The following is a 21,379-nucleotide window of genomic DNA, read 5'->3' on the forward strand; positions in this document are numbered from 1 at the left end:
CGGACTCTCCTGGATCTCACCGGGGCAACGACGTGGTCGACGTCTGCAGCACCGTCAAATCTCCCGCGTGAGGGACGGTGAACGCGACTCGAAACGGTGTGATCTTGCCCAGGAGGCGTGTGATGTTCCTCGCGTCGGGGCCACCCGCCGCCGCGGCCGTCAGTACAGGGCGGCCCGATAGGACTCGCCGTAGTAGGCGGCGATCTCCTCGAGCGTCTGGTCGGACCGCTCGAGGGCGTGGGCGATCTCGGGCCGTGACGGCACGGAGTCCGGCCGCCACGTGCTCGGCTCCCACAGCTCGGACCTCAGGAACGCCTTGGCGCAGTGGAAGAAGACCTGCTCGACCTGGACCTCGCAGACCAGCACCGGTCGGTGTCCCTTGACCTCGAGGTGCTCGAGGTAGGACGGCGGAGCGTCGTCGGTGCGCAGCAGCCGGGCCCGTCCGTTGACGCGCAGCGTGTCGCCGCGGCCCGGCACGATGAACAGCAGGCCGACGTGGGGGTTGGTGAGCACGTTGAGGTAGCCGTCGGCGCGACGGTTTCCCGGTCGTTCGGCCAGGGCGATGGTGTGCTCGTCCACCACGTGCACGAGCGACCCGGCCGGGTCGCCCTTGGGTGACACGTCGCACGAGCCGTCGGCTGCCGACGTCGACAGCAGGCAGAGCGGGGAGGCATCGAGCCACGCGACGTGGAGCGAGTGCAGATGGTCCCGGTCCTTGGCGACGGTGCGGGGCAGGGGGGTGCCGAGCACCTCGCGGAGCTCGTCGACGTCGTGGATCTCGGTCATGCGGCCACGCTAGTCCTCCCCGTCGTCCACCAGGCCGTGTCCAGCCGGACGGTGGCTCAGTGGTCGCGGATGAACGACGTGACGCGGGTGAGCGTCGGGGTCCGCGGCGCTGAGCCGAAGCCGAACCGGACGGGCGGGTCCACGGGCGCCAGCGGGCCGAGATCCTCGCCGTCCCACGCGACGGACGCGGACTCCACGCCCCACGCGTCGGAGGCGGCGTACCACTCCGTGCGTCCCCGACCGGCGCTGCCGTGGGTGCGCACGCCCGGCATCACGCGTCGTGCGATCGGGTCGCAGAAGCGCGCCCAGACCTCGCGGTGCGCCAGGGGAGTCGGGACGGCCTGCAGCAGCCAGCCGATCGGCGCACGCGTCCCGGGAGTCCAGCGGACGCTCAGCGGGCCGGCGTCGATGCCCCATCCGGCGAGCGCCACGGGGACGATCCGGAGGTCGTCGAAGGTGTAGGTGGTCGAGACCAGGTCGGCGATGCGCTCGTCGGGGGCGAGCAGCACGCGGTGCCCGTCGGGGCGCTCGACCATCGCATCGGCGAAGCGGCCGTACGGGCTCCGGTCCCACATGCCCACGACGACCCGGGTGCCGCTGGTGGTGCCGAGGCCGACGATGTGGCCGTCGAATCGTTGGATCACGCCTCACAGTGTGGGCGATCCCACGCGTCCCGGCAGTGTCAGTGGCGGGCGGGCGACGTACTATTGCTAGGTCGTCCTAGTATTTCGATCTCGTCAAGCATCTGGAGCCGCACCGTGTCCGACATGTTCGTGTTGTCCGAGGAGCACCAGGCCATCCGCGAGGCGGTGCGGGCCGTGGCCGAGGCCAAGGTCGCGCCCTTCGCCGCCGAGGTCGACGAGGAGGCTCGGTACCCCCGCGAGGCCCACGAGGCGCTCGTGGCGGCCGACTTCCACGCCCCCCACGTTCCGGAGGAGTACGGCGGAGCCGGTGCCGACGCGCTGGCCACGGTGCTGGTCATCGAGGAGATCGCCCGCGTCGACGTCTCGGCGTCGCTCATCCCGGCCGTGAACAAGCTCGGGTCGCTCCCGGTCATCCTCGGAGGCGACGAGCGGATCAAGAAGGACTACCTCTCGCGTCTCGCGGCCGGCGAGGGCTTCAGCTACTGCCTCTCCGAGCCCGACGCCGGGTCCGACGCCGCGAACCAGAAGACCCGCGCGGTGCGCGACGGCGACCACTGGGTGCTCAACGGCACCAAGCGCTGGATCAGCAACGCGGGGGAGTCGGAGTTCTACACCGTCCTCGCGCAGGCCGACCCCGAGAAGCGCAGCAAGGGCATCACGGCCTTCGTGGTGGAGAAGTCCGACGAGGGCGTCTCGTTCGGAGCGCCCGAGAAGAAGCTGGGCATCAAGGGCTCGCCCACGCGCGAGGTCTACCTCGACGACGTCCGCATCCCCGAGGACCGCATCATCGGCGACGTCGGCCAGGGCTTCGCCCTCGCCATGCAGACGCTCGACCACACCCGCGTGACGATCGCCGCGCAGGCGGTCGGCGTCGCGCAGGGCGCCCTCGACTACGCGCTCGGCTACGTCCAGGAGCGCCAGCAGTTCGGCAAGCCGATCAGCGACTTCCAGGGACTGCAGTTCATGATCGCCGACATGGGCATGAAGATCGAGGCCGCGCGCCAGCTCACCTATGCCGCAGCGGGTCGGTCCGAGCGCGGCGACAAGGACCTCACGTTCTTCGGCGCCGCGGCGAAGGCCTTCGCCTCCGACACCGCCATGCAGGTCACCCTCGATGCCGTGCAGCTCCTGGGCGGGTACGGATACACCCGCGACTACCCGGTGGAGCGGATGATGCGCGACGCCAAGATCACCCAGATCTACGAGGGCACGAACCAGGTCCAGCGGATCGTGATGGCGCGCCAGCTGCTGGCCGGGGTGCAGTCGACCCTCTGACCTGCGCAAACGTGCCGCTAGGGCAGCCGCTTAGAGCGTTGCTTGCGACCTCTGCCTCGATGTCGCGGGTGCCGGGCATCAGCACGGGAGAGCACGGAATAGCACGGAAGCGCACAGCGACTGTGACACGTCTGTGACGGGCTTCTACCCTCGTTGCGGGCAGTGTCGAGGGTGTCCCTACAGGGGGCACGATGTCGACCACGGCCGCGTCTCGGTGCCGGGGTACCTCGCGGCCGCAAGCGTGACTGGGTCTGCCCGAAGCTGTCTGGCTTCGGGGGCGCTGGGCAGGAGGCGCCGATGGTCTTGCTGATGCCTCAAGGGTGTTCGCGGGCACAGTGAGACCTCGATGCTGTACGTGACGTGACGTGACGTGACGTGACGCTGGCGAGGTCTTCGGTCCAAGTGGGCAGCTTCCTCGGTATTCCGAACCTGGTGACGGGCTGCACGCCGTGAGGATCGATGTAGGTTCGCGGCGTAGGCGACGGGAGATTCAATGACGACCAACGAGGTGCGACGGCAGACGCGCCGCAAGATCTTTCTCGAAGTGCTCAGCGTCGTCGTCCCGATAGCGTCCGCACTCTACTTCTCGGCCCAGTTCATCGGCGAGTGGTCAACCCGGCGCACCCAGCTCGCCACGATCTGCACGGTTGCGATCCTCACAAGCTACTGGATCTGGCGTCGGAGCAGGGTCCCCGCCGACATCTCCGCACCGAAGAAAGACGACGTGAAGGAAGATGATGACGAAGGCGATGGCGAGAATGAGGGTGGCCCCTGGTGGGATCCCTCCAACATCTTGTTGTTCCTCATCTTTCAGTTCGCCCTCGTTGGCGTCGTCGCAGTGGGAATCTTCCTCAACTTCCTTGTGTCATGGCTTGTGATCCTTGCGTTCGTGATCTTCAACGATCCGAGCTTGGGCGAGGTAGCCGTCACCGCAGGAGCGATGCTGGGAGTTTCCTTCGTGCTTGAGTTCGGCGTCGTTTTCCCGTTGGCTAGGTTGTGGAACCTCGACCCGGAGGCGGATTCCGAAACGCTCGACCAGTTCTGCCCGACTCCACGCAGCTGAGCCAACCGCGGCGAGTTTGCTCGCTTCGCGCCAGCCCCGTCTCGAGTTGTTGCGGTCGTGAACCACGATGGGACGTCTGCACTGGAGAGTGACAGGCCATCGCGCGCGGTCAGGTGCGGGGTGCAGCGTGTCGGTGTGCACCGTTCAGCGTTTCGGTAGTCCCCGTCGAACCATGAAGTCGATGGCGGCGTTCATGTTGGTGGGCTCGATGAGTGTGCTGGGGTGAGCGTTCGCCCAGACGCGGAACACTTCGTCGACGAATCCTTGACCGACGCTCTCCACGTCGGTGAAGTCAAGCTCGACTTCGGTGAACTTCTCGAGCCCGTTCATGAGGCGTTTGGCTTCGCTTCGGCTGACGAAGTCAACTCCGATGGTGAATAGCTTGATGACGGGCCGCGTGCGGGCGAACTGGTCGTCGATGGTGTACTCGCGGAAGACGTCGCCGAGGGACAGTGTGGTGCTTTTGTCGATCGTGAGTCGCACGAGAGTCCCTGAACGATGGGGGGCAGTTCCGACACCTTGGTCGTCGCGGTCGTTGTCGACCGTCCAGGCGATCTCGTTGGCTTCGATTCTGAAGACGTTGACGGCCTTGGATGTGAAGAAGATGCCCTCGCCGGTGTGTGCTTCTGGTGCGGTTGTTTGCTTGCCTTTGGTGAGTTCTGCGACGGCTGCGAAGCGATCGGGAAGGTTCTTTGCCTCTCGTAGGTGTTCGAAGATCCCGATGCCGTCGTCTTGGATCTCGATGATCAGATTTCGGGGTTGGTCGGTGATACGTGTGTGCGCGAACGTTCCACTCGAGTGGTCGATGGCGTTGTTCAGCATCTCTGTGAAGGCGTACTGGGCGATGGAGCGTGCTTGCGGTTCGAGCCTCAGCTGGGGGGCGAGGGCGAGCCACACGTCCGACTCGTCGAGATTTGCGATGGGATCGGTGCGCTCGATCGTGGGCGCGGTTTCGGACGGTTGAAGCGCGCTCTTCGACCCCACCTGGGACGTGCGAACCGGTTCGGCGGAGGAGGCGTCTGGTGCACGACGAGTTTTCTCCCACGCTTCGCGTGTCGCATGAAGGTCGTAGCGGCGGTGGCCACCGGGAGTCACGAAGGCGGGTGGCAGTGTTCCGTCGAGGCCCAGGAGGCGTACTTGGCTGACGGAGATGCCAAGGTCTTTGGCGATGACCCCAATGGAGACATACCCATCCGATGCCGGTGTCGTCACTGGCAAACCTCTCAAACCGATATAGGTTTACGCGGTCATTTCCCCAAACCTGTATCGATTGTAGATTCTTTGCAACCAAATCTGCAACCGGTATAGGTTTTCGAGATTTCGGTGCTAGATGCCGATCGGAGGGTCGGGTGCCCTCGGGGTCCCGCAGCCTCGACCGCGCGACGGTGGACGAGGCGTCGATGTCCGGACGTGGTGACCTCGTCTGGATGCATGCCAGTTGTGAAGGACGTCGGCGCTGAAACTGTGGGTTGTGGGTCGACCGCGACGGAGTCGAAGCGGGTCGGGGCGCTGCGCTTGTTCTCCGAGACCGCCCACGCCGTCTCGGCGTCAGCCGGAGGAGTCACCACCAGCGGGTCCTGCAGACCGGAGGCCCGCGCCGCGGCCACGGCTCCGTCGATGCCCACGCCGGACGTCACCAGGTCGTCGGCCGCCTCGGCCGCTCCACCTCCGTGCCCCCCGTGGCCGCCGTGCCCACCGGCGTCGTCGGCGTCCTGCCCACCGAGCGACGTGGACAACGAGGTGCCCGTCCACGACAGCGCGGTGCGAACCTCGCCGATGTTCTCGCCGGCGAAGCGGGACCAGGTCAGGCCGGTGGCCGAGAGGAGGAGCGCGCCGAGCGCCACCCAGACGCCGACGGTGGCGTGCACCGACAGGGTGCGCCGGCGGCCGGTGGCGGACGTCTCCGGCAGCAGCAGGCGCCGCGCACGCCTGTCGCTGCGCCGCTTCGTGAACCACAGGGCGAGGCCGCCGAGGACGACCACCCACAGCCAGCTCGCTGCGAGCTCGCTGTAGTTGCGGCCCACCGCACCGAGGTGGAGGTTGCGGTGGAGGTCGTCGATCCAGGCTCGGACGCCGAGCCATTGTCCGAACGTGCGCTCCTGCCCGAGCACCTCGCCGGTGTACGGGTCGACGAAGACCGCCATGTCGTAGTCCGTCGGCACCGTCTCGTCGGTGAACACCACGCGGGTGCTGCTGTCGTCGGCGATCGGCGGTCGCACCTCGACGAGAGCCCCGTCTGGGTGCGCCTCACGTGCGGCCGCGAACTGCTCCGAGAGCGGCAGCTGGGCCACGCCGGGCTCGACGGTGAGCTGGTCGGCGTAGACGGCGCGCTCGATCTGCGGCGCAGCCGTGTAGACGAGGCCGGTCGCGGCGGCGACGAGGATGAACGGCGCGATGAACACGCCGGCGTAGAAGTGCAGGCGCAGCACCAGTGGCTTGAGCTGGGCCCAGGCTCCCGGACGTGCGTCGGTGGAGGTGGTCATGGGTGTCCTTCGAGAAGTGAGGAGTGTGAGAGGAGGTCAGGAGAGGAGGGGCTGGCCGAGGATCTCGCCGCGCCGGGCGCCGGGCAGCACCGCGAACACCGCGGAGCCGACCGGTGTCGTCCACTGGTTGAGCAGGTCGAGCTCGGCGAGCCGACGCTGGATCGGCAGGAACTGACGCTCGACGTCGGCCTGGAAGGACACGAAGACGAGTCCGGCATCGGTGAGTGCACCGGCCGGCGGAGGGTCGTCGTAGTTGTACGGACGGCGCAGGATGCGCTGCTTCCGGTCGTTCGGGCGGGCCCGTCGCACGTGCGCGAACGGGTCGATGACCTCGAGGCCGTTCTCGTCGACGGCGGACAGGTCCGGGTCGTCCTCGAGCCGCCCACCGGTCAGCGGGCGGCCGTCGTCGAGCCGCCGGCCGATGGTGCGCTCCCGCGCAGGTCGGTCGATCTCGTCCCACGTGTCGAGATCCATGGAGATGCGCCGGACCACCATCGTCGTGCCCCCGACGAGCCAGGCCGGGCCGCCGTCGTCGGCGTCGCGCCACACGAGGGCGTCGTGCTCGGCGGGACCGGGGTTGGCGGTGCCGTCGACCTGACCCATGAGGTTGCGTGGCATCCGGTCCTGGCGAAGGGGCCCGCGGAAGCCACGTTGCACCCAGCGGACCGTCACGAACGTCCGTGCCTCCTTGGTGAGCAGGCGGACGGCGTGGGAGACGGCGAGCTCGTCGTCCCCGCAGACCTGCAGCAGCAGGTCGCCACCGTTCCAGCGGTCCTCGAGCCGGTCGATCTCGAAGTCCGGGAGCGGTCCCAGCCAGCTCGGCACCTCGACGCCGGCCGCTGCCACCGCGCCCGCGCCGACCGCCAGCGTGACCGTCAGGCCGCTCGGGCGGAGGGAGAGCTCGGGCTCGGTGTCGGCGAGCCCGGGGCGACCGCTCATGAGCCGCTCGACGTCGTCGGTCCAGATGGTCAGGAGGCGGCGCAACGCGTCGGCATCGACGCCGTCGACGAGGTCGAACGCCACGAGGACCCCGTGGTCCTGCGGTGGCGTGGTGACCCCGGCCTGGTGGACCCCCCGGAACGCGACGGTTCGCGCCCCGGGGTCCTCGGCCGAGGCGTCGCGGCCGAGGGCGGTGCCACCGGCCGCGCCAACGACCACCCCGGCCGCTCCCACCGATCCGGTGGCCAGCAGCGCCCGCCGCGTGAGTCCGCGGTGGGGCTCAGCCATGGTCGCCGTGGTCGCCGTGGTCGGAGTCCCCGTGGTCCATGTCGCCCATGTCCATGCCCTCGTCGCCCTCGTAGTCCTCCTCGGCGCCGGAGAAGGAGCGGGCCGGTGCGGTGAACGACATCGTCGAGTCGTCGGAGAACGTCACGGTGATGCGCACGTCCTGGCCGGGCTCGATGGCCTTCGGCAGCTCCATCAGCATGATGTGGTCCCCGCCGGGCGAGAGCTCTTGCGTGCCGTCAGCGGGGACGACGATGCCGCCCTCCTTCTGGCGCATGACCATCTGACCGTTCTCGTCGGTACCCATCTCGTGCAGCTCGACGCGGTCGGTCACGCCCTCGGCCGTGGCCGAGACGATCGTGACGTCGTCGTCCGAGGCATTGCGCAGGGTGCCGAAAGCGGCGGTCATGCCCGAGTCGGCCGCCTTGACCCAGGGGTCCTGCACGGAGACGGTCGACGCCTGCGTCGTGGCAGCGCCGTCGTCCTGGGCTCCGCAGGCGGTGGTGAGGCCGAGCACGGAGACGGCGACGAGCAGGGTGGTCCTGAGGGATCGGGTGGTGCGGTTCATGCGGTGGTGTCCTTGTCGTGAGGTGTGTGGGTGCGGGAGCGACGCACGAGCGTGATCACGGCGGCGACGAGCACGACGGCCGCGAGACCGCCGAGTGCCAGGGCGCCGGTCCGCGACGTCGACGAGACCTCGGTGGCCTCTCGCTGCGTCGGGGCCGCCGTGGCCGGTGCCGTGCCGTCGCCGAGCGTGAACGAGACGACGCCGTCGAGCGGGTGCCCGTCGGCCGAGACGATTCGCCACACGAGCGTGTAGCGACCGTCGGGCAAGGTCTCGGCGGGTGCGTCGGCCAGCAGCCGCGGGCCGTCGACCCGAGGCGCGAGCGTGGCGACGCTCTGGCCGTCGCGACGCAGCACCATGGCGGGGCTGATGTCGCTGACGGACTCGTTGAAGCGCAGCTCCAGCTGCTCCGGCAGGGCCTCGACGGTCGAGCCGGTCTGGGGGTTGGAGCCGATCAGTGCGCTGTGCGCGCTCGAGACGGCCGCGGGCGTGAGCACGAGGACGGCGGCGAGCAGGCACAGCAGCACCGAGCGACCCCAGGGGGTCGGGTGCATGAGTGTCTCTTCCGGAAGGAGGTGGATCGGTGGTCAGGCCGACGCCGGAGGAGCCCTTCCCAGTGGGATCGCGGTGCGCAGCACTCCGTGCGGCAGCGTTGCGGAGAGGACGAGCAGACGCGCGTGGGCGGGCCGCACGACGACGCGCACGAGCCGCAGCGCCCGCAGGGCGAGGTGGTCGACGATCGACAGCAGCGTGCGCTCGGCCCGCGGGACCGTGACCACGAGGAGGGCGGCCGCGAGGCCGTGCGTCAGCAACATCGCCAGGCCGTCGCCACCCATGGCGGGGTGCTGGGCCATCGACGTCACGTGCACGGCGCCCTGCGTGAGGAGGAATGCGGCGAGGAGGGTGCGCGGGGTCCAGCGCTGACCGCTCAGCACCCAGGACAGCGCGCCGACGCCGAGCGCGAGCGCGCCCAGCAGCGGCAGGCTGGGCGCCATGCCGCCCGCGGCCGCGTGGGCCCCGACGCCGAGCGTGGTCGTGAGCGTGCCGACGAACGCAGCGCGTGCGGCCCGGGCGGTGCCCGAAGTCAGACGGCGGTCGGCGCTCACCCGAGCACGGTACTACGCGCCGTCGTAGACGAGGTGCCCTCAGCCGGTACAGCAGGGTCAGTCGGGGAAACCGCGTAGGTGACGAGGCCGCTGGAGAGAAGCGCGTTGGCTCCAATAGACCGGTCCCGCAGTCCGGTAGGCGTCGGAGGGGCCAGCATCCGGTTGCGTTGAGGTGGACGATCAGACATCATCCGGTTATGACGATGACACTCGCCAAGTGCGATGCTTCTATCTACGGCGTGGAACTTGCCGCGCTGACTGGCGCAGCCTGCTTGCTCAACGGCTTCTCCGACCGCACACGGCTGGCGATCGTGCAGCACTTGCTCTCCGGGGAGCACCGCGTCGTCGACCTCGTCGGCCACCTGGGTCTTGCCCAGTCGACAGTTTCCAGGCACCTTGCCTGTCTTTCTGACTGCGGTCTTGTGAAGGTTCGCGCCCAGGGTCGAGCCTCGTGGTACTCGCTCACCCATCCCGAGGCGACGGTGGAGTTCCTGGCGGTCGTGGAGCGGATGCTGACCTTGACCGGCGACGCCGTCGCGCTGTGCCCGGTCTACGGCGCTGAGGAGCGGGCATGAGTAGTCTCGCCCACTCCGGACGCCTCACGGCCGCGGAGCGCGCTCGGTATGGTCGGCGGGCACAGCTTCTTGCTGGCGCCTCGGTCGGATACAACCTCCTCGAGGCTGTCATCGCCATCACTGCAGGACTGGCTGCTGGTTCCGTCGCCCTGGTCGGGTTCGGACTCGACTCGACCGTCGAGGTCTCCAGCGGACTCATCATCTTGTGGCAGTTCCGTCACCACATGCCCGAGTCTCGCGAGCGGCAAGCTCTTCGACTCATGGCGTTTTCGTTCTTTGCCCTCGCCGCCTACGTCGCCGCCGAGTCCACCCGCGCGCTCATCGCTGGCCACGAGCCGGACCCCTCGACCGTTGGCATCGTCCTCGCAGTTCTCTCGCTGGTCATCATGCCGTTCCTGTCGTGGGCCCAGCGTCGTACAGGCAAGGTTCTCGGATCGAACGCTGTGGTCGCCGACTCCACACAGACGCTGCTATGCACCTACTTGTCCGCGGTCCTGCTCATCGGTCTCGTCCTGAATGCGACGCTCGGGTGGGCGTGGGCAGACCCTATCGCTGGCCTCGTCATCGCAGCCGTCGCCGTCCGCGAAGGACTCCAAGCGTGGCGGGGGGAGGGCTGCTGCGCTCCGAAGGGGCGCGATGACCACGCCGATGCCTGCTGCGCGGACGACGTGTGTTCCGACGGTTGCTGCGCGCCTGTCGACTCGCAGACCTTCAAGCTCAGCCCTGGCCGACGCAACTACTGACGCATGCAGAAGCAGGCCTTGTCCTGTCACCTCTTGTTCGGCACCTGGTCGGCACACCACCTGCCATTCTCTGGCGCGTCGAGGTCTCTTTCGCTGAGTCCTCATCACTCCCGCCGGCCAGGACTGAACTGGTGCTTCGCGGTGGAGGTGCAGGTCCTTGTGCGGCCGAACGCCGTGGGCGCGGTCGAGCAGGTTCGAAGAAGCGTTCTCACCTACGCCGAAGAAGGCCTGTTCGGCATTTAGCAGGATGGTGCCAAAGAATAGACGTATCAGAACCCGGGTCCATTCGAGGATCCGGATTCTGCTGCGTCGGACGCACTCGAGTCCGAAGCAATGCCAGAGACACCTGGAGTCTCTGCGCCGGAGTCGCGTCGGCGGCCGACTCTCGCACTCTCGGCGGGGCGTTCTATTTCGTGAACCCGCGCCGGCGAGGGGCTCGCAGGGGTGGTCATTCTTCAGCCCCTGGCGCTGACTGATGCGGCATTCGCAGTGTCATGGAATCGCGGCAGTCGAGGGGTCAGGAACGACTATTGCACAGCGACGCTGAGCGCGGCGCGCTCGGCGAAGTCGCGACCAGGGGAGGAGCGTGAACGTCAGCCGGACCTGGGCGGTCGCACGAGCTCCAGTTATGCGAGCCTGCTACCGGCTCCGCCGGGTCGGGATCTCAGCCGGGCCCACCCTGCAGTCACTACGTAGCGCTGTGAGGGGTCGAAAGTGGCGGATGCGCTAACGCAAGGAGGAGCAGGCAGGCCTGTGCGCCCGATGGAGGCGGTATCGGCGTTCAAGCGTCGTTGAACCGTCGTCAAATGCGGTCAGAACGCGGCCTTGTGCGCCTGATGTCTCGCACATCCGCGCAGTATCGACTGGGCACTCATCAAGGGTGCCGCGACGCGTCAGGGCGCTCGCGACCAACGGGGCGGCGTTCGTCCTCAGGCGCGAGGACGCGATGGTTTCGCAGAGATGCCGTCGGCACGGATGCGCTGGGAGTATGTCTAGATGCGGGTTCGGAAGCCTCAAGATTGGCGCGGCGGATCTTCGGACGTTCGGCGCCCGTTGCCGGACGCAGCGGCGTCGCGGCTACGCTCCAACGATCCTGAGCGCCACGTCGGCGTAAGCGGCGCCAAGCTGGCGCGGGGACAGTCGGTAGTCGTCGTAATACCAGCGCGCGACATCGATGCCGCTGGAAAGGATGACCGACGCAGCAACTCTTGGCTCTGTGACATTGAACGCGCCTGCTGCGATGCCCGCGTCGATTAAACCAATCATCTCGGCGTCGATCGAACGGCGCAGGTCGAGCACCTCGGCCCGGTGCTCGGGCTCCAGGGCCGCAAGTTCGAAGTTCACGATGCGTGAGCGAGTGTGGTTCTCGGCATGGTCGACGACGAAATCCTCGACCACGATGCGCAGTTGTTCGCGAACGTCAGCTGACGCGGCCTTCCCCCTCCGAATGGCCACGAGCGTTGCCTCGTGGCCGGCGCGAGAAATCTGGTACAGCAGGTCTTCCTTCGACGGATGATGCACGTACAAAGCCGCAGAACTCGTTCCCGCAGCGCTGGTGATGTCGCGCGTCGTCGTCCCGTGGAATCCGCGCTCGGCAAAAGCGCGGGTGGCTGACTCGAGCAGTTTCGCTCGAGTTGCCTCAGTTCGCGAAGGCGTGTCCGCGCTCGGCACAGGCCGTCCCTCCGTCACTGTTCGTCGTCGGTCCCGGGCGGTCTCAGTCTAGTTCGAGATTTGTCGGCACTCGAATGACTGGCGGCAAAGAGGACCACTCAGGTCATGAACAAGGAGAGAGTGTCGACGACGCACACAGGCTTGCCGCCGGTGTCTCGTTCCACCGTGACGCGAGTGGTCACGTGGCAGCCATGAGCTGTGCGCCGGACCGAGAGCAACTCGGCGCCCCCTCGGATGGACGAATTCACTGGAAGCGGTGCAGGGAATCGCAGACGGTCACTGCCGTAGTTGACGCCCATGCTCACGCCCTTGACGTCATAGATCTCCCAGACGAACTTCGGGACGAGGGACAGCGTGAGGTAGCCGTGAGCGATCGTCGTCCCGTACGGGCCCTTCGCGGCCTCTTCGGGGTCGATATGGATCCACTGGTTGTCGCCCGTGGCTTTCGCGAACTGGTTGATCTGCTCCTGTGTGACCGTGTGCCACTCCGAGTAGCCAAGGTGTTCGCCCACGGCCGAGATCAGATCGTCGATGCCTTCGAACACCTTCATGCCGCTGGGCTCCATCTGGAACTCCTTCCTCGACGGCGAACTTCCGGGGTTTCATGATTACTAAGCGCTCGCTAACTGTCAAGCGGCGGTCACGTGCGAACGCGTTGGCGCCGAAGCGCCTCCCGTCCCCTGGGCGAGAGGCGCTCCGGTGCGCGTCGTCAGGCCGGAGTCATCCTCCGAACTGTGCCCGACCCTGCATGGCGGAGGTTCCAAGGTCGCTCTTGGGCAGCTCGCTGCCCGTCTTGGCCGCTTCGATCCACGCATCGGTCGAGCTGACCGACGCGAAGTTCGAGTTCAGCAACACCATGAGCGTCGTGTGCACCTGCTCAGCTGAGACGCTTCCAGCCTCGTTCGACAGGTGAATGGCACCCGAAGCGTCGGACAGGATCTCGGCCGCGATGCCGCGGGACTCGGCATCAGCGGCGGTAGCGATGTCACAGTTGTTCGTCATGTAGCCCACGATCGTGATCGTGTCGACCTGCTGCTCAGCCAGCCATTCGGCGACCCCAGCTCCGGAGAATGCACTGCCGAAGTGCTTCGAGGCACGCTTGAACTGAGGCTTCATGCGGCGCTCGATCTCAGGGTGAAGGGCCCAGCTGCTCGAACCGACACCGAAGACCGGAGCCCCCTCGGGGAACTCGTGCTGCAGGACCACCACCGGCATCTCGAGCTCGGTGGCGACGTCGAGTGCGCGGGTGACGTTGGCGAGCGTCTCCTCTCTCGGCGGGAACTGGACCTGCAGGAGGCCCTCGAAGTACTCATTCTGGACATCGACGACGATGAGGGCGCGGCGCTTGGCAGTCACTGTGTCTCCTTGAAGTGGAACGGACCACCATCGTCGCTTGCCGGTGCCAGTATGGTGAGTGGCTTAGATGCCAGTTATCGATGAGTCTAGGACACTTGTGCGCATTGCAGTTCACGCTTTCGACGGCATCAGTCTCTTTCACCTATCGGTGCCCACCACCGTGTTCACAGAGGTTGCTCGCCTCGGTCTGGACCCGTCGTGGCACGTCACAGTGTGGAGTAGTACTGCGCAGGTGACCACAGCTGAAGGAGTCACCATCGGCGACCTTCGCGGCCCCGAGGTCGCCGCCGAAGCCGACCTTCTCGTCTTCCCCTCATGGCATGGCGACTTGCGCGCCGCCGATGATGTTGTCACCAACGAAATCGACGCTGCGGAGGCCCGCGGAGCACGCCTCGCAGGCCTTTGCCTCGGTGCGTTCCCCCTCGCCGACACCGGCGTGCTCAACGGACGCGCCACCGTGACCCACTGGGGAGCTGCGGATCACCTAGCGACGCGCCACCCCGACCTGGAAGTCGACGCCAACGCGATCTACCTCGATCATGGTGACGTTCTGACCTCCGCCGGCACAGCGTCGGCGATCGACGCCTGCTTGCACATCGTGCGCCGCGAATTGGGAGCTGAGGCTGCCGCGACGCTCGCGCGACATCTCGTCGTCGCTCCACACCGTGATGGGGGACAAGCCCAGTACATCGACCGACCGATGCCGGAGAAAGACGGCGTTGGACAGCTAGGAAAGACCTTCGAATGGGTGCTCGCCCATCTTGATGAGGAGATCACGGTCGAGGTGATGGCCGACCGTGCACGTATGAGTCGACGGAACTTCTCACGTCGCTTCTCCGAGGTCACGGGAGTGAGCCCGGCCAAGTGGGTCTTGGGTCGTCGCCTGGATGAGTCTCGTCGCCTGCTCGAACGCTCGAGCCTGCCGGTGGAGGCCGTCGCGCGCCACTGTGGCTTCGGCAGCGTCGTCACGTTTCGGCAGAGCTTCAACCAGGCCTACGGCACCACTCCGACGTCCTACCGACGCCGATTCGCCGTCACTTCTGACGACTGATCAGGGCCCCGTGGACCGGATGTGGCGCGGCACATCGACGGACGCTTCCGGGGTCAGACGGTGCTGGCGTAGCAAGTCCATGACTTCTGCGACGGTACGCGGGCGCGACCCTGCCGGAACCAGCCCATCGTGCGCAAGTTCGGCCGCGAGTCGCAACGGCCACGGTGCTCTCAGACGAGCAGCGTCCAGCAGGCTCTCATCGGCCAGCATCCGCACTGCTTCACCCGTCACGACCGTCCCCTCACGCATGATGGCGACGTCGTCAGCCCATTCCAGTGCGAAGGCAAGGTCATGAGTCGCGACCACGATGGTCGTCTGCGCCTGCTCGAGGCGCTGCATCGCGGTGACCATTTCCTCGACCCCCCAAGGGTCAAGACCTGCCGTTGGCTCGTCCAGCAGCAGGACGCACGGCCGCATCGCCATGGCCCCAGCAAGGGCGACCCGCTTCTTCTCCCCGAAGGACAACCTGTGAGTGGGGGTCCGCCGAAGATGGACCAGGTTCAGTAGGTCGAGAGCCTCGCCCACTCGATCACGAACCTGAAATTCAGGAAGCCCAAGATTGATTGGGCCGAAGGAGACATCCTGAGACACGTCAGCCGAGAACAACTGATCGTCTGGGTCCTGGAGTACCAACTGCACTTCTTGACGATGGTGCCGAAGTTCCCGGCGGGTGTATTGCAGCGGCACGTCGTCAAGACGCACCTCCCCGGCCTGGGGTCGATGACTCCCGGCTAGGCACGAAAGCAGTGTCGACTTTCCCGAACCATTGGCGCCCAGCAAGGCGAGCCGACGGCCAGGCAGCACATTCAGCGAAGCGCCTCGCAACACCGGATTCCCGCGAGTGTAGTGAGCCTCGACGTCGACGGCCTGGAGCGCTCGGTGACTCACGACCAGGATTCCAAGAAGAATGCGACAGCGGCAATCCCGGTGATCCCGGCGGTCGTGGACAGGGCAAACGAGACGCTCGTCCTGGGTGGATCGTGAGCGGTGGGCAGCTCGCCGGTGTAGCCGCGGCTCACCAGGCCGCGCTCGAGACGGCTTGCTCGGTCCCACGAACGTGTGAGGACGGTGGCTGCCAGGGAGCCACTGGAGCGCAAGGACCGCGCAAGAGAATCATCGCCCAGCCGCGCTGCCTGGCTCTGTCGAATGGTGCGGGTGGAGTCAATGAGCATGAAAAGCATCCGGTAGGTGAGCGAGGCAACCTCCACGCACGCTGTGGGGACGCCAGCGCGCCGCAGACCGTCGAGCAGGTCCGTGATCGGAGTGGTGAGTGCAAGCAGTAGGACGGCCATGGTGCCCGCTGTAGCGCGCCCAGCCGTTTCGGCGGCTCGCGATAAGGTCCCTGCATCAATCTGCACAGTCCACGACGGATCGATGCTGATGCTGACCGCGACGGGTAGGGACCCGAGGGCAATGAAGCTCAGCGGAATGACAAGGGATCTCAGCGTCGTCGACGGACTGGTACCTGCGGGGCCGAGTATGAGGGCGGCGGAGGTGAGCGCCACCAGTACCGAAGCGGGCCAAACCGGCAGGATGAGCGCGATGCCGAGAAACCCACCGCTCAACAAGACTTTGCCGCTGAGCCCGAAATCGCGCCATGCGCTGGACCACGCGGCGTCGTCGATTCTCAGATTCGGCACGGGTCACGCCTCTTTCGCGCCGGATGGAGAACTCTCGCGACGTCGACGTCGCAGTGCGCCGAGGCAGTATCCGAGCGCAAGCCCGCCGAGACCGGCCTGTAGTGCGAACAGCCCGGACTCGACCTCGCCTGACGTCGGGGAGAACAGTGGCGTGAACCATTGCTCATACCCAGGATTGTCCGTCTGGATGAGCGTCGTCGCGGTCGAGTCCGATCCCACGAACCGTTCTTCTGGACCGGTCCGACGCGCGTCGAGCACTAATGCTGCGACCACGAGGAGAACGATGGCGACGGCAATGGCTCCGTTGATGTAGTGAAAGCGCCGCACTCAGTCTCTCCTGTCGTCCGAGACCGACTCGCCGTCTTGCGGGTCGGGAATCGCATCCTCAGTCGAGGGTTCGGACAGTACGCCGAGCCGGGTCAATTCTGGGGCGGCGACGACTGTCAGTACGCGGAACATGAGGACTCCCAACAGGCCCTCGATGACGGCGAGCGGCACCTGCGTCAAAGCGAAGACGCCAAGGAACTTGCCCAGCGCGCCAGAGACGCCGGTCGCCGGGTCCGGGAAGGCCAGGGACAACTGAAAAGCAGTCGTGACATAGGTCGACAGATCGGCCAGAAACATCGCAGTGAAGATCGCAACCGACAGACTCGCAAAGCAACTCTTCGCCAGGCGATAACCGGCATAGCCAACCCAGGGGCCGACGACCGCCATGGAGAACGCGTTCGCTCCCAGGGTCGTAATGCCGCCGTGAGCCAGCAGCAGAGCCTGGAATAACAGCACGACAGTCCCGAGGAAGGCCATCACCGATGGCTTGAACAGCACCGCGCCTAACCCAGTGCCAGTCGGATGGCTCGAGCTGCCAGTCACCGACGGCAACTTGATCGCCGACAGTACGAACGTAAAAGCCCCTGCAGCGCCGAGCAGCAGCTTCGCCTCAGGGTCATTCGTGACGCGACGGACCACGGTACGTGCACCATGAACTACGAACGGGGCCGCGACAACGGTCCAGCCCGCCGCTTGCACAGGAGGCAAGAAACCCTCGGCAATATGCATCGTTGCCTCGACTACCCGAGCTCAGACACTCCGCCAGCACCGACAGCTGCCCTCGGACCGCCTCTGACCTGCATGAAGCCACACAACGGCAGATCGAAACCGAGGCTCGCCGTGCCGGCAACGCCCGCGTCGATCGAAGCAGCAACGTCCGCGGGAAAGGGTGCGGGACGCCGAGTACCGAGGTCCACGTGAACGATGACGAGCTCGAGGACGGCCGCCAACATCCGAGTCGACTCATTGGTGATGAGTACGAGCATGTGCGCGGCGCGCGACGACCGCCCCACCCACAACGGTCGAGGCGCAACCACGTCTCCGGCGTGGATCTCTGCAAGGTAGGTGATGTGATGCTCAGCCCCGAAGGTTCCCATCGATCGGGTGGCCCGGTACCGGTCATCAACTCCCGCCAGCTCGGACAAGACATCCGCACCTGCGACTCCGAGTGCGTAAATGTGCCGCACGTTCATGTGAGCGTTCCCATCCGTCTGCTGCGGTCCGACGCTTGACTCGGTGGCGACGCGCACAACGCAAGCGTCGTCGTAGGTGGGTGGCAAGACGAGCATGGAGCACTGCCTATCGTGTCCGGCACTGAAAGTGCGCTTCGTTTGAGAGGGCGACCTCATGCTAACGCCGCGTGGGGTCCGATGGCTACGACTGAAGTGCCAGTCCGGCGCCAAGGATGTTGAGGGTTGACGCGGACCCATTCAGCCCTCACAGTGGGTGACTAAGCGCTCGCTAACCTGCAAGGAGTTCACCATGCCAGAAGCCGTCATCGTCTCTACTGCCCGCTCACCGATCGGTCGTGCGCACAAGGGGTCTCTGAAGGACGTGCGCCCCGATGATCTGACGGTGCAGATGGTCCAGGCCGCGCTCGAGAAGGTGCCGGAGCTGACGACGACCGACATCGAGGACCTGATGCTCGGCGTCGGACAGCCTTCGGGGGAGGCGGGCTTCAATATTGGTCGCGTGGTTGGAGTGCTCGCCGGGCTCGATCACCTGGCCGGGGTGACGGTCAACCGCTACTGCGCCGCCAGCGTCCAGACGATGCGCATGGCGTTGCACGCGATCAAGGCAGGAGAAGGCGAGGTCTACATTGCCGGCGGGGTTGAGACGATCAGTCGCTACCAGCCGGGTTGGGCTGACGGCCCCTCCGGCTCGGAGAACCCCGTGATGGCGACCGCGCAGGCGCGAACGGCAGGCGCTGCGGCCGGCGGGCCGACATGGAGCGAGCCGCGTGAGCAGGGACTTCTCCCGGACGTCTACATGTCCATGGGACTCACAGCAGAGAATGTCGCCCAACTCAAGAACGTCTCCCGGGCGGACCAGGACGCTTTTGCCGCGCGCAGCCAGAACCGTGCGGTCGAAGCCATCGAGTCAGGCTTCTGGGCGCGCGAGATCACGCCCGTCACGCTCGCAGACGGCTCGGTCGTGGCCAGCGACGACGGACCTCGACGCGGTGTGACCACGGAGACCCTCGAAGGTCTCCGGCCGGTATTCCGTCCCGATGGCACGGTGACCGCCGGAAACTGCTGTGCGCTCAACGATGGTGCTGCCGTGACGATCATCATGTCGGACACGAAAGCCAAGGCTCTGGGGCTGACCCCGATCGCCCGGATCGTCAGCACGGGCGTCTCCGGGCTCTCTCCCGAAATCATGGGACTCGGTCCAGTGGACGCGTCGCGTCTGGCGCTGAAGCGAGCAGGCATGACGATGAACGACATCGATCTCGTGGAGATCAACGAGGCCTTCGCCGCGCAGGTGATCGCGTCGGCACGAGAGCTCGACATCGAGGAGGACAAGCTGAATGTCAATGGTGGTGCCATCGCCGTTGGTCACCCGTTCGGTGCCACGGGAGCACGCATCGCGACCACACTGATCAACTCGATGCAGTGGCACGACAAGCAGTATGGGCTTGAGACGATGTGTGTCGGCGGGGGCCAGGGGATGGCGATGGTGCTCGAGCGTCTGTCCTGATCGGAGCCGTGGCACCGTCTCGTCCTGGGTGGCTGAGACGGTGCCATGCTCTTCGGCGTCAAGCAGTCGCCGTCTGGCCAGGATGCATGGCGATGACCCGGTCGCTGAAACCGTGCTCAGAGGCGACGGCCTTCATGCTGCTCGTCGTCTGCGTGAAGTGCTGCCAGGAGTCGGCGTGAATTGGGATGATCTGGGCTCCCGCAAGCACTTCCGCGGCTTCCGTTGCCGTCTCGTCGCTGAAGGTGATGTAGTGATCGCCGAGCATCTCCTCGAACTTCGGTCCACCCACATTCAGCACGGCGATCTCGATGCTGGGGAAGCGTTCTGCCACGTGACGGACGACGTCGACGTCGGAGTTGTCGCCGGAGAAGTACAGCGTCTTCTCGCCGGGACACTCGATGACGAAGCCGAGCACGGGTCCGATCGCCTGCCAGATGCCCTCAGGGCCGTGGTGTGCGGGCACAGCCGTGAACGCGACCTCCCGACCAGAGCTCGACGTCACGGTCCGGACGTCCCACTCGACCAGCGCCTGGGCTCCTGGCAGGATGCCCGCGACCTGCGTGGTGGTGAACACGTGCTCGACGCTCGCCGCCATCTCGCGACCTGTGAGATCGAGATTGTCGACATGCTCGTGGGAGGCCAAGACCACGTCAACATGGCCAACTGCTTCGACTGACAGCGCCGGCGGGTGGGTCTTGACGAGAGTGAAGCCCTCGTAGCCGGTGACGTCGGAACCGTAGGTGCGTGGTTCATCGAAGGTGGGATCAGTGAGGATGCGCAGCCCGGCGTACTCGATGAGAACGGTTGGGCCACCGATGAGTGTGATCGGAACGTCTGGTGAGGTCGAAGTTGTCATGTGCGACGATAGTCCGCTGCTTGACTATGCCTGATAGTCCTGATTTTGAACCGGCGCGGGATCCGTCACGAAGTCATCGCTGTCCGACGGGGCTCCCACCACGGCTGGACGATGGGGGAACCAGTCCGTGAACCCTCGGGCATGGGCCGGGAGACCCTCAAACCTGATCGCTCGATGCTGGAGGGCATCACGACACGTACGGGTACCCCAATACAACTGACGCAAAGTCTCGAGCGATGTCTTGACCACCAGTTCGGAGGGACTCGCATTGACGCCGTAGCAGGCCCGGACGCCGGTGCGATCAGATCGCAGCCATGCCGGACCAGCGTCTGTCAGGAAGAATTGGACTTGGACGCGCTCGCTGGGCAACGCGGTTGGCTCGAGGCTTTCGCACAGTTGCTGGAGGTCCATGGCTGGTTCGGCGCCGCTTGCGGTCCCCTGTGGGTATTGCCAATGGGTCGCCCAGTCGCCGAGAGCGGCGAGTACTGGACCCAACGCTCGCCCGGCCTCCGTCAACGCGTACGTGTGCTTTGCCCGGAGATCCGCTTGATCCGCCACTCGCCGCTCGATGATGCCGAGACGAGTCAGATAACCAAGTCGAGAAGCGAGCAGGCCGCGGGAAAGTCCGGGCAGTGCCTCCTGGATCTCGGTAAATCGCGTGTTGCCTACAAACAACTCGCGGACAAGAAGCAGCGACCAGCGGTCTCCGAGGAGGCGGGTCGCGGTCGAGACAGCGCAGAAGTCTGCGCTAGCTGGAAGATCGTGGTGGGCGCCGGGTGAGTCGAGATGCATAGGGAGTCCAAGAGTTCAATGCCGTCGTTGAGATCGACGGTACTGCGGCCGAGTCGAGTCAGCACAGACTTCGGAGACTTCACGGCACCCCGGCTTGCGTCCCTCGTGTCGCCTAGTCAGCATCACCAGCGTGGGAAGCGGTCACGTCCACCACGCCGTGAATGATGTGCGTGATCTGACCGTCGGCGTTGAAGATCGGCTCGTTGACCGGCTTGAAGTAGGTCACTTGGAACGCGCCGGAGGCGTCGGCGATGTCGTAGCGAGTGACTGGCATCTCGTGCCCCACTCGTTCGTCGAGTACTCGCTCGAACGCTGCTTGCATGGCATCTCGTCCGGCTCCCTCGGGCGCGTCAGGATTGTCAGGAAACACATCGAACTGATAGCGACCGATAACCTCGTCGCGACTCAAGGAGTCGCCCAGTGTGGCATCGGTGACCGCCACGATGGTCATGTCCAAGTCATAGACCAAGTAGTTGGCCGGGATGGCGTTGAAGATCTGCTCGTAGTCGACGGTGCTCATGT

25 protein-coding genes are annotated in these 21,379 nt (G+C 66.1%); 6 read left to right on the forward strand and 19 right to left on the reverse strand.

What is annotated here, in order from left to right; all coding sequences use genetic code 11:
- Positions 1-159: 159 nt before the first annotated feature.
- Both RQG84_RS00590 and RQG84_RS00595 read right to left on the reverse strand, forming a co-directional pair.
- Positions 160-786 (reverse strand): MSMEG_1061 family FMN-dependent PPOX-type flavoprotein, encoded by a 627-nt coding sequence (locus tag RQG84_RS00590; RefSeq protein ID WP_311208380.1) that lies wholly within the window; start codon positions 784-786, stop codon positions 160-162.
- Between the two features lie 56 nt (positions 787-842).
- Positions 843-1,430 carry a hypothetical protein gene (locus tag RQG84_RS00595; protein ID WP_311208381.1) on the reverse strand — a complete coding sequence of 196 codons (588 nt, stop codon included), beginning with the start codon at positions 1,428-1,430 and terminating at the stop codon, positions 843-845.
- A gap of 123 nt (positions 1,431-1,553) precedes the next feature.
- On the opposite strand from RQG84_RS00595, the gene RQG84_RS00600 reads away from it, so the two are divergent.
- Positions 1,554-2,705, forward strand: coding sequence for an acyl-CoA dehydrogenase family protein (locus RQG84_RS00600; protein ID WP_311208382.1), 1,152 nt, complete (start codon positions 1,554-1,556; stop codon positions 2,703-2,705).
- Positions 2,706-3,198: 493 nt separating this feature from the next.
- The gene (locus RQG84_RS00605) at positions 3,199-3,768 is read left to right on the forward strand and encodes a hypothetical protein (protein WP_311208383.1); all 570 of its coding nucleotides are present in this window, start codon (positions 3,199-3,201) and stop codon (positions 3,766-3,768) included.
- A 144-nt stretch (positions 3,769-3,912) separates the two neighbouring features.
- Here RQG84_RS00605 and RQG84_RS00610 read toward each other — a convergent pair whose 3' ends face one another.
- Genes RQG84_RS00610 through RQG84_RS00635 form a run of 6 tightly spaced genes read right to left on the reverse strand, consistent with a single transcriptional unit; the run spans position 3,913 to position 9,146 of the window.
- Entirely contained in the window at positions 3,913-4,980 is a 1,068-nt protein-coding gene (locus RQG84_RS00610; RefSeq protein ID WP_311208384.1) for an STAS-like domain-containing protein, read from the reverse strand.
- Positions 4,981-5,015: 35 nt separating this feature from the next.
- Positions 5,016-6,251 (reverse strand): PepSY-associated TM helix domain-containing protein, encoded by a 1,236-nt coding sequence (locus tag RQG84_RS00615; RefSeq protein WP_311208385.1) that lies wholly within the window; start codon positions 6,249-6,251, stop codon positions 5,016-5,018.
- A gap of 36 nt (positions 6,252-6,287) precedes the next feature.
- Positions 6,288-7,478 carry a Dyp-type peroxidase gene (locus RQG84_RS00620; RefSeq protein WP_311208386.1) on the reverse strand — a complete coding sequence of 397 codons (1,191 nt, stop codon included), beginning with the start codon at positions 7,476-7,478 and terminating at the stop codon, positions 6,288-6,290.
- On the reverse strand, positions 7,471-8,043 hold the full coding sequence (locus tag RQG84_RS00625) for a copper chaperone PCu(A)C (protein WP_311208387.1): 573 nt from the start codon (positions 8,041-8,043) through the stop codon (positions 7,471-7,473). The genes RQG84_RS00620 and RQG84_RS00625 overlap by 8 nt, the downstream gene beginning before the upstream one ends.
- On the reverse strand, positions 8,040-8,594 hold the full coding sequence (locus RQG84_RS00630) for a copper resistance protein CopC (RefSeq protein ID WP_311208388.1): 555 nt from the start codon (positions 8,592-8,594) through the stop codon (positions 8,040-8,042). The genes RQG84_RS00625 and RQG84_RS00630 overlap by 4 nt, the downstream gene beginning before the upstream one ends.
- Positions 8,595-8,627: 33 nt before the next feature.
- Complete coding sequence (locus tag RQG84_RS00635; RefSeq protein WP_311208389.1) at positions 8,628-9,146, reverse strand: hypothetical protein; 519 nt, start codon at positions 9,144-9,146, stop codon at positions 8,628-8,630.
- 197 nt (positions 9,147-9,343) lie between these two features.
- Between RQG84_RS00635 and RQG84_RS00640 the strand changes: the two genes are divergently transcribed.
- Complete coding sequence (locus tag RQG84_RS00640; protein WP_396135194.1) at positions 9,344-9,721, forward strand: ArsR/SmtB family transcription factor; 378 nt, start codon at positions 9,344-9,346, stop codon at positions 9,719-9,721.
- On the forward strand, positions 9,718-10,464 hold the full coding sequence (locus RQG84_RS00645) for a cation transporter (RefSeq protein WP_311208390.1): 747 nt from the start codon (positions 9,718-9,720) through the stop codon (positions 10,462-10,464). The genes RQG84_RS00640 and RQG84_RS00645 overlap by 4 nt, the downstream gene beginning before the upstream one ends.
- Before the next feature lie 1,077 nt (positions 10,465-11,541).
- Here RQG84_RS00645 and RQG84_RS00650 read toward each other — a convergent pair.
- The 3 genes from RQG84_RS00650 to RQG84_RS00660 form a co-directional block, all read right to left on the reverse strand.
- Positions 11,542-12,135, reverse strand: a complete 594-nt coding sequence (locus RQG84_RS00650) for a TetR/AcrR family transcriptional regulator (RefSeq protein ID WP_311208391.1) — start codon at positions 12,133-12,135, stop codon at positions 11,542-11,544.
- Positions 12,136-12,233: 98 nt separating this feature from the next.
- Positions 12,234-12,701 carry a MaoC family dehydratase gene (locus RQG84_RS00655; RefSeq protein WP_311208392.1) on the reverse strand — a complete coding sequence of 156 codons (468 nt, stop codon included), beginning with the start codon at positions 12,699-12,701 and terminating at the stop codon, positions 12,234-12,236.
- A gap of 154 nt (positions 12,702-12,855) precedes the next feature.
- Positions 12,856-13,491 (reverse strand): isochorismatase family protein, encoded by a 636-nt coding sequence (locus tag RQG84_RS00660; RefSeq protein ID WP_311208393.1) that lies wholly within the window; start codon positions 13,489-13,491, stop codon positions 12,856-12,858.
- A gap of 97 nt (positions 13,492-13,588) precedes the next feature.
- On the opposite strand from RQG84_RS00660, the gene RQG84_RS00665 reads away from it, so the two are divergent.
- Positions 13,589-14,542: a helix-turn-helix domain-containing protein gene (locus RQG84_RS00665; RefSeq protein WP_311208394.1), complete on the forward strand. Its 954-nt coding sequence runs from the start codon at positions 13,589-13,591 to the stop codon at positions 14,540-14,542.
- On the opposite strand, the gene RQG84_RS00670 is transcribed toward RQG84_RS00665, so the two are convergent.
- The 5 genes from RQG84_RS00670 to RQG84_RS00690 are packed head-to-tail and all read right to left on the reverse strand — an operon-like array spanning position 14,543 to position 17,798.
- Positions 14,543-15,430 (reverse strand): ABC transporter ATP-binding protein, encoded by an 888-nt coding sequence (locus RQG84_RS00670; protein WP_311208395.1) that lies wholly within the window; start codon positions 15,428-15,430, stop codon positions 14,543-14,545. It lies immediately after the preceding gene.
- Positions 15,427-16,182 carry a cobalt ECF transporter T component CbiQ gene (cbiQ, locus tag RQG84_RS00675; RefSeq protein WP_311208396.1) on the reverse strand — a complete coding sequence of 252 codons (756 nt, stop codon included), beginning with the start codon at positions 16,180-16,182 and terminating at the stop codon, positions 15,427-15,429. The genes RQG84_RS00670 and cbiQ overlap by 4 nt, the downstream gene beginning before the upstream one ends.
- A gap of 3 nt (positions 16,183-16,185) precedes the next feature.
- Positions 16,186-16,509 (reverse strand): energy-coupling factor ABC transporter substrate-binding protein, encoded by a 324-nt coding sequence (locus tag RQG84_RS00680; protein ID WP_311208397.1) that lies wholly within the window; start codon positions 16,507-16,509, stop codon positions 16,186-16,188.
- On the reverse strand, positions 16,510-17,238 hold the full coding sequence (locus tag RQG84_RS00685) for an energy-coupling factor ABC transporter permease (RefSeq protein ID WP_311208398.1): 729 nt from the start codon (positions 17,236-17,238) through the stop codon (positions 16,510-16,512).
- A gap of 11 nt (positions 17,239-17,249) precedes the next feature.
- Positions 17,250-17,798 carry a thioesterase family protein gene (locus tag RQG84_RS00690; RefSeq protein ID WP_311208399.1) on the reverse strand — a complete coding sequence of 183 codons (549 nt, stop codon included), beginning with the start codon at positions 17,796-17,798 and terminating at the stop codon, positions 17,250-17,252.
- Positions 17,799-17,991: 193 nt separating this feature from the next.
- On the opposite strand from RQG84_RS00690, the gene RQG84_RS00695 reads away from it, so the two are divergent.
- Complete coding sequence (locus RQG84_RS00695) at positions 17,992-19,209, forward strand: acetyl-CoA C-acetyltransferase (protein ID WP_311208400.1); 1,218 nt, start codon at positions 17,992-17,994, stop codon at positions 19,207-19,209.
- A gap of 58 nt (positions 19,210-19,267) precedes the next feature.
- Here the strand turns inward: RQG84_RS00695 and RQG84_RS00700 are convergent, their stop codons facing one another.
- The 3 genes from RQG84_RS00700 to RQG84_RS00710 form a co-directional block, all read right to left on the reverse strand.
- Complete coding sequence (locus RQG84_RS00700) at positions 19,268-20,065, reverse strand: MBL fold metallo-hydrolase (RefSeq protein WP_311208401.1); 798 nt, start codon at positions 20,063-20,065, stop codon at positions 19,268-19,270.
- Positions 20,066-20,089: 24 nt separating this feature from the next.
- Positions 20,090-20,857, reverse strand: coding sequence for a winged helix-turn-helix transcriptional regulator (locus RQG84_RS18075; protein WP_396135195.1), 768 nt, complete (start codon positions 20,855-20,857; stop codon positions 20,090-20,092).
- 112 nt (positions 20,858-20,969) lie between these two features.
- On the reverse strand, positions 20,970-21,377 hold the full coding sequence (locus RQG84_RS00710; RefSeq protein ID WP_311208403.1) for a PAS domain-containing protein: 408 nt from the start codon (positions 21,375-21,377) through the stop codon (positions 20,970-20,972).
- Positions 21,378-21,379 lie beyond the last annotated feature (2 nt).

The organism is Aeromicrobium sp. WCS2018Hpa-31 (assembly GCF_031843905.1).
Classification (GTDB): domain Bacteria; phylum Actinomycetota; class Actinomycetes; order Propionibacteriales; family Nocardioidaceae; genus Aeromicrobium.

Bases quoted from the DNA above. Each gene is read 5' to 3' on its own strand.
- RQG84_RS00710 (WP_311208403.1), bottom strand. From the start codon at position 21,377: ATGAGCACCGTCGACTACGAGCAGATCTTCAACGCCATCCCGGCCAAC.
- RQG84_RS18075 (WP_396135195.1), bottom strand. From the start codon at position 20,857: ATGCATCTCGACTCACCCGGCGCCCACCACGATCTTCCAGCTAGCGCA.
- RQG84_RS00605 (WP_311208383.1), top strand. From the start codon at position 3,199: ATGACGACCAACGAGGTGCGACGGCAGACGCGCCGCAAGATCTTTCTC.
- RQG84_RS00630 (WP_311208388.1), bottom strand. From the start codon at position 8,594: ATGCACCCGACCCCCTGGGGTCGCTCGGTGCTGCTGTGCCTGCTCGCC.
- RQG84_RS00695 (WP_311208400.1), top strand. From the start codon at position 17,992: ATGCCAGAAGCCGTCATCGTCTCTACTGCCCGCTCACCGATCGGTCGT.
- RQG84_RS00685 (WP_311208398.1), bottom strand. From the start codon at position 17,238: ATGCATATTGCCGAGGGTTTCTTGCCTCCTGTGCAAGCGGCGGGCTGG.
- RQG84_RS00620 (WP_311208386.1), bottom strand. From the start codon at position 7,478: ATGGCTGAGCCCCACCGCGGACTCACGCGGCGGGCGCTGCTGGCCACC.
- RQG84_RS00690 (WP_311208399.1), bottom strand. From the start codon at position 17,798: ATGCTCGTCTTGCCACCCACCTACGACGACGCTTGCGTTGTGCGCGTC.
- RQG84_RS00590 (WP_311208380.1), bottom strand. From the start codon at position 786: ATGACCGAGATCCACGACGTCGACGAGCTCCGCGAGGTGCTCGGCACC.
- RQG84_RS00625 (WP_311208387.1), bottom strand. From the start codon at position 8,043: ATGAACCGCACCACCCGATCCCTCAGGACCACCCTGCTCGTCGCCGTC.
- RQG84_RS00655 (WP_311208392.1), bottom strand. From the start codon at position 12,701: ATGGAGCCCAGCGGCATGAAGGTGTTCGAAGGCATCGACGATCTGATC.
- RQG84_RS00700 (WP_311208401.1), bottom strand. From the start codon at position 20,065: ATGACAACTTCGACCTCACCAGACGTTCCGATCACACTCATCGGTGGC.
- RQG84_RS00645 (WP_311208390.1), top strand. From the start codon at position 9,718: ATGAGTAGTCTCGCCCACTCCGGACGCCTCACGGCCGCGGAGCGCGCT.
- RQG84_RS00600 (WP_311208382.1), top strand. From the start codon at position 1,554: ATGTTCGTGTTGTCCGAGGAGCACCAGGCCATCCGCGAGGCGGTGCGG.
- RQG84_RS00640 (WP_396135194.1), top strand. From the start codon at position 9,344: ATGACGATGACACTCGCCAAGTGCGATGCTTCTATCTACGGCGTGGAA.
- RQG84_RS00615 (WP_311208385.1), bottom strand. From the start codon at position 6,251: ATGACCACCTCCACCGACGCACGTCCGGGAGCCTGGGCCCAGCTCAAG.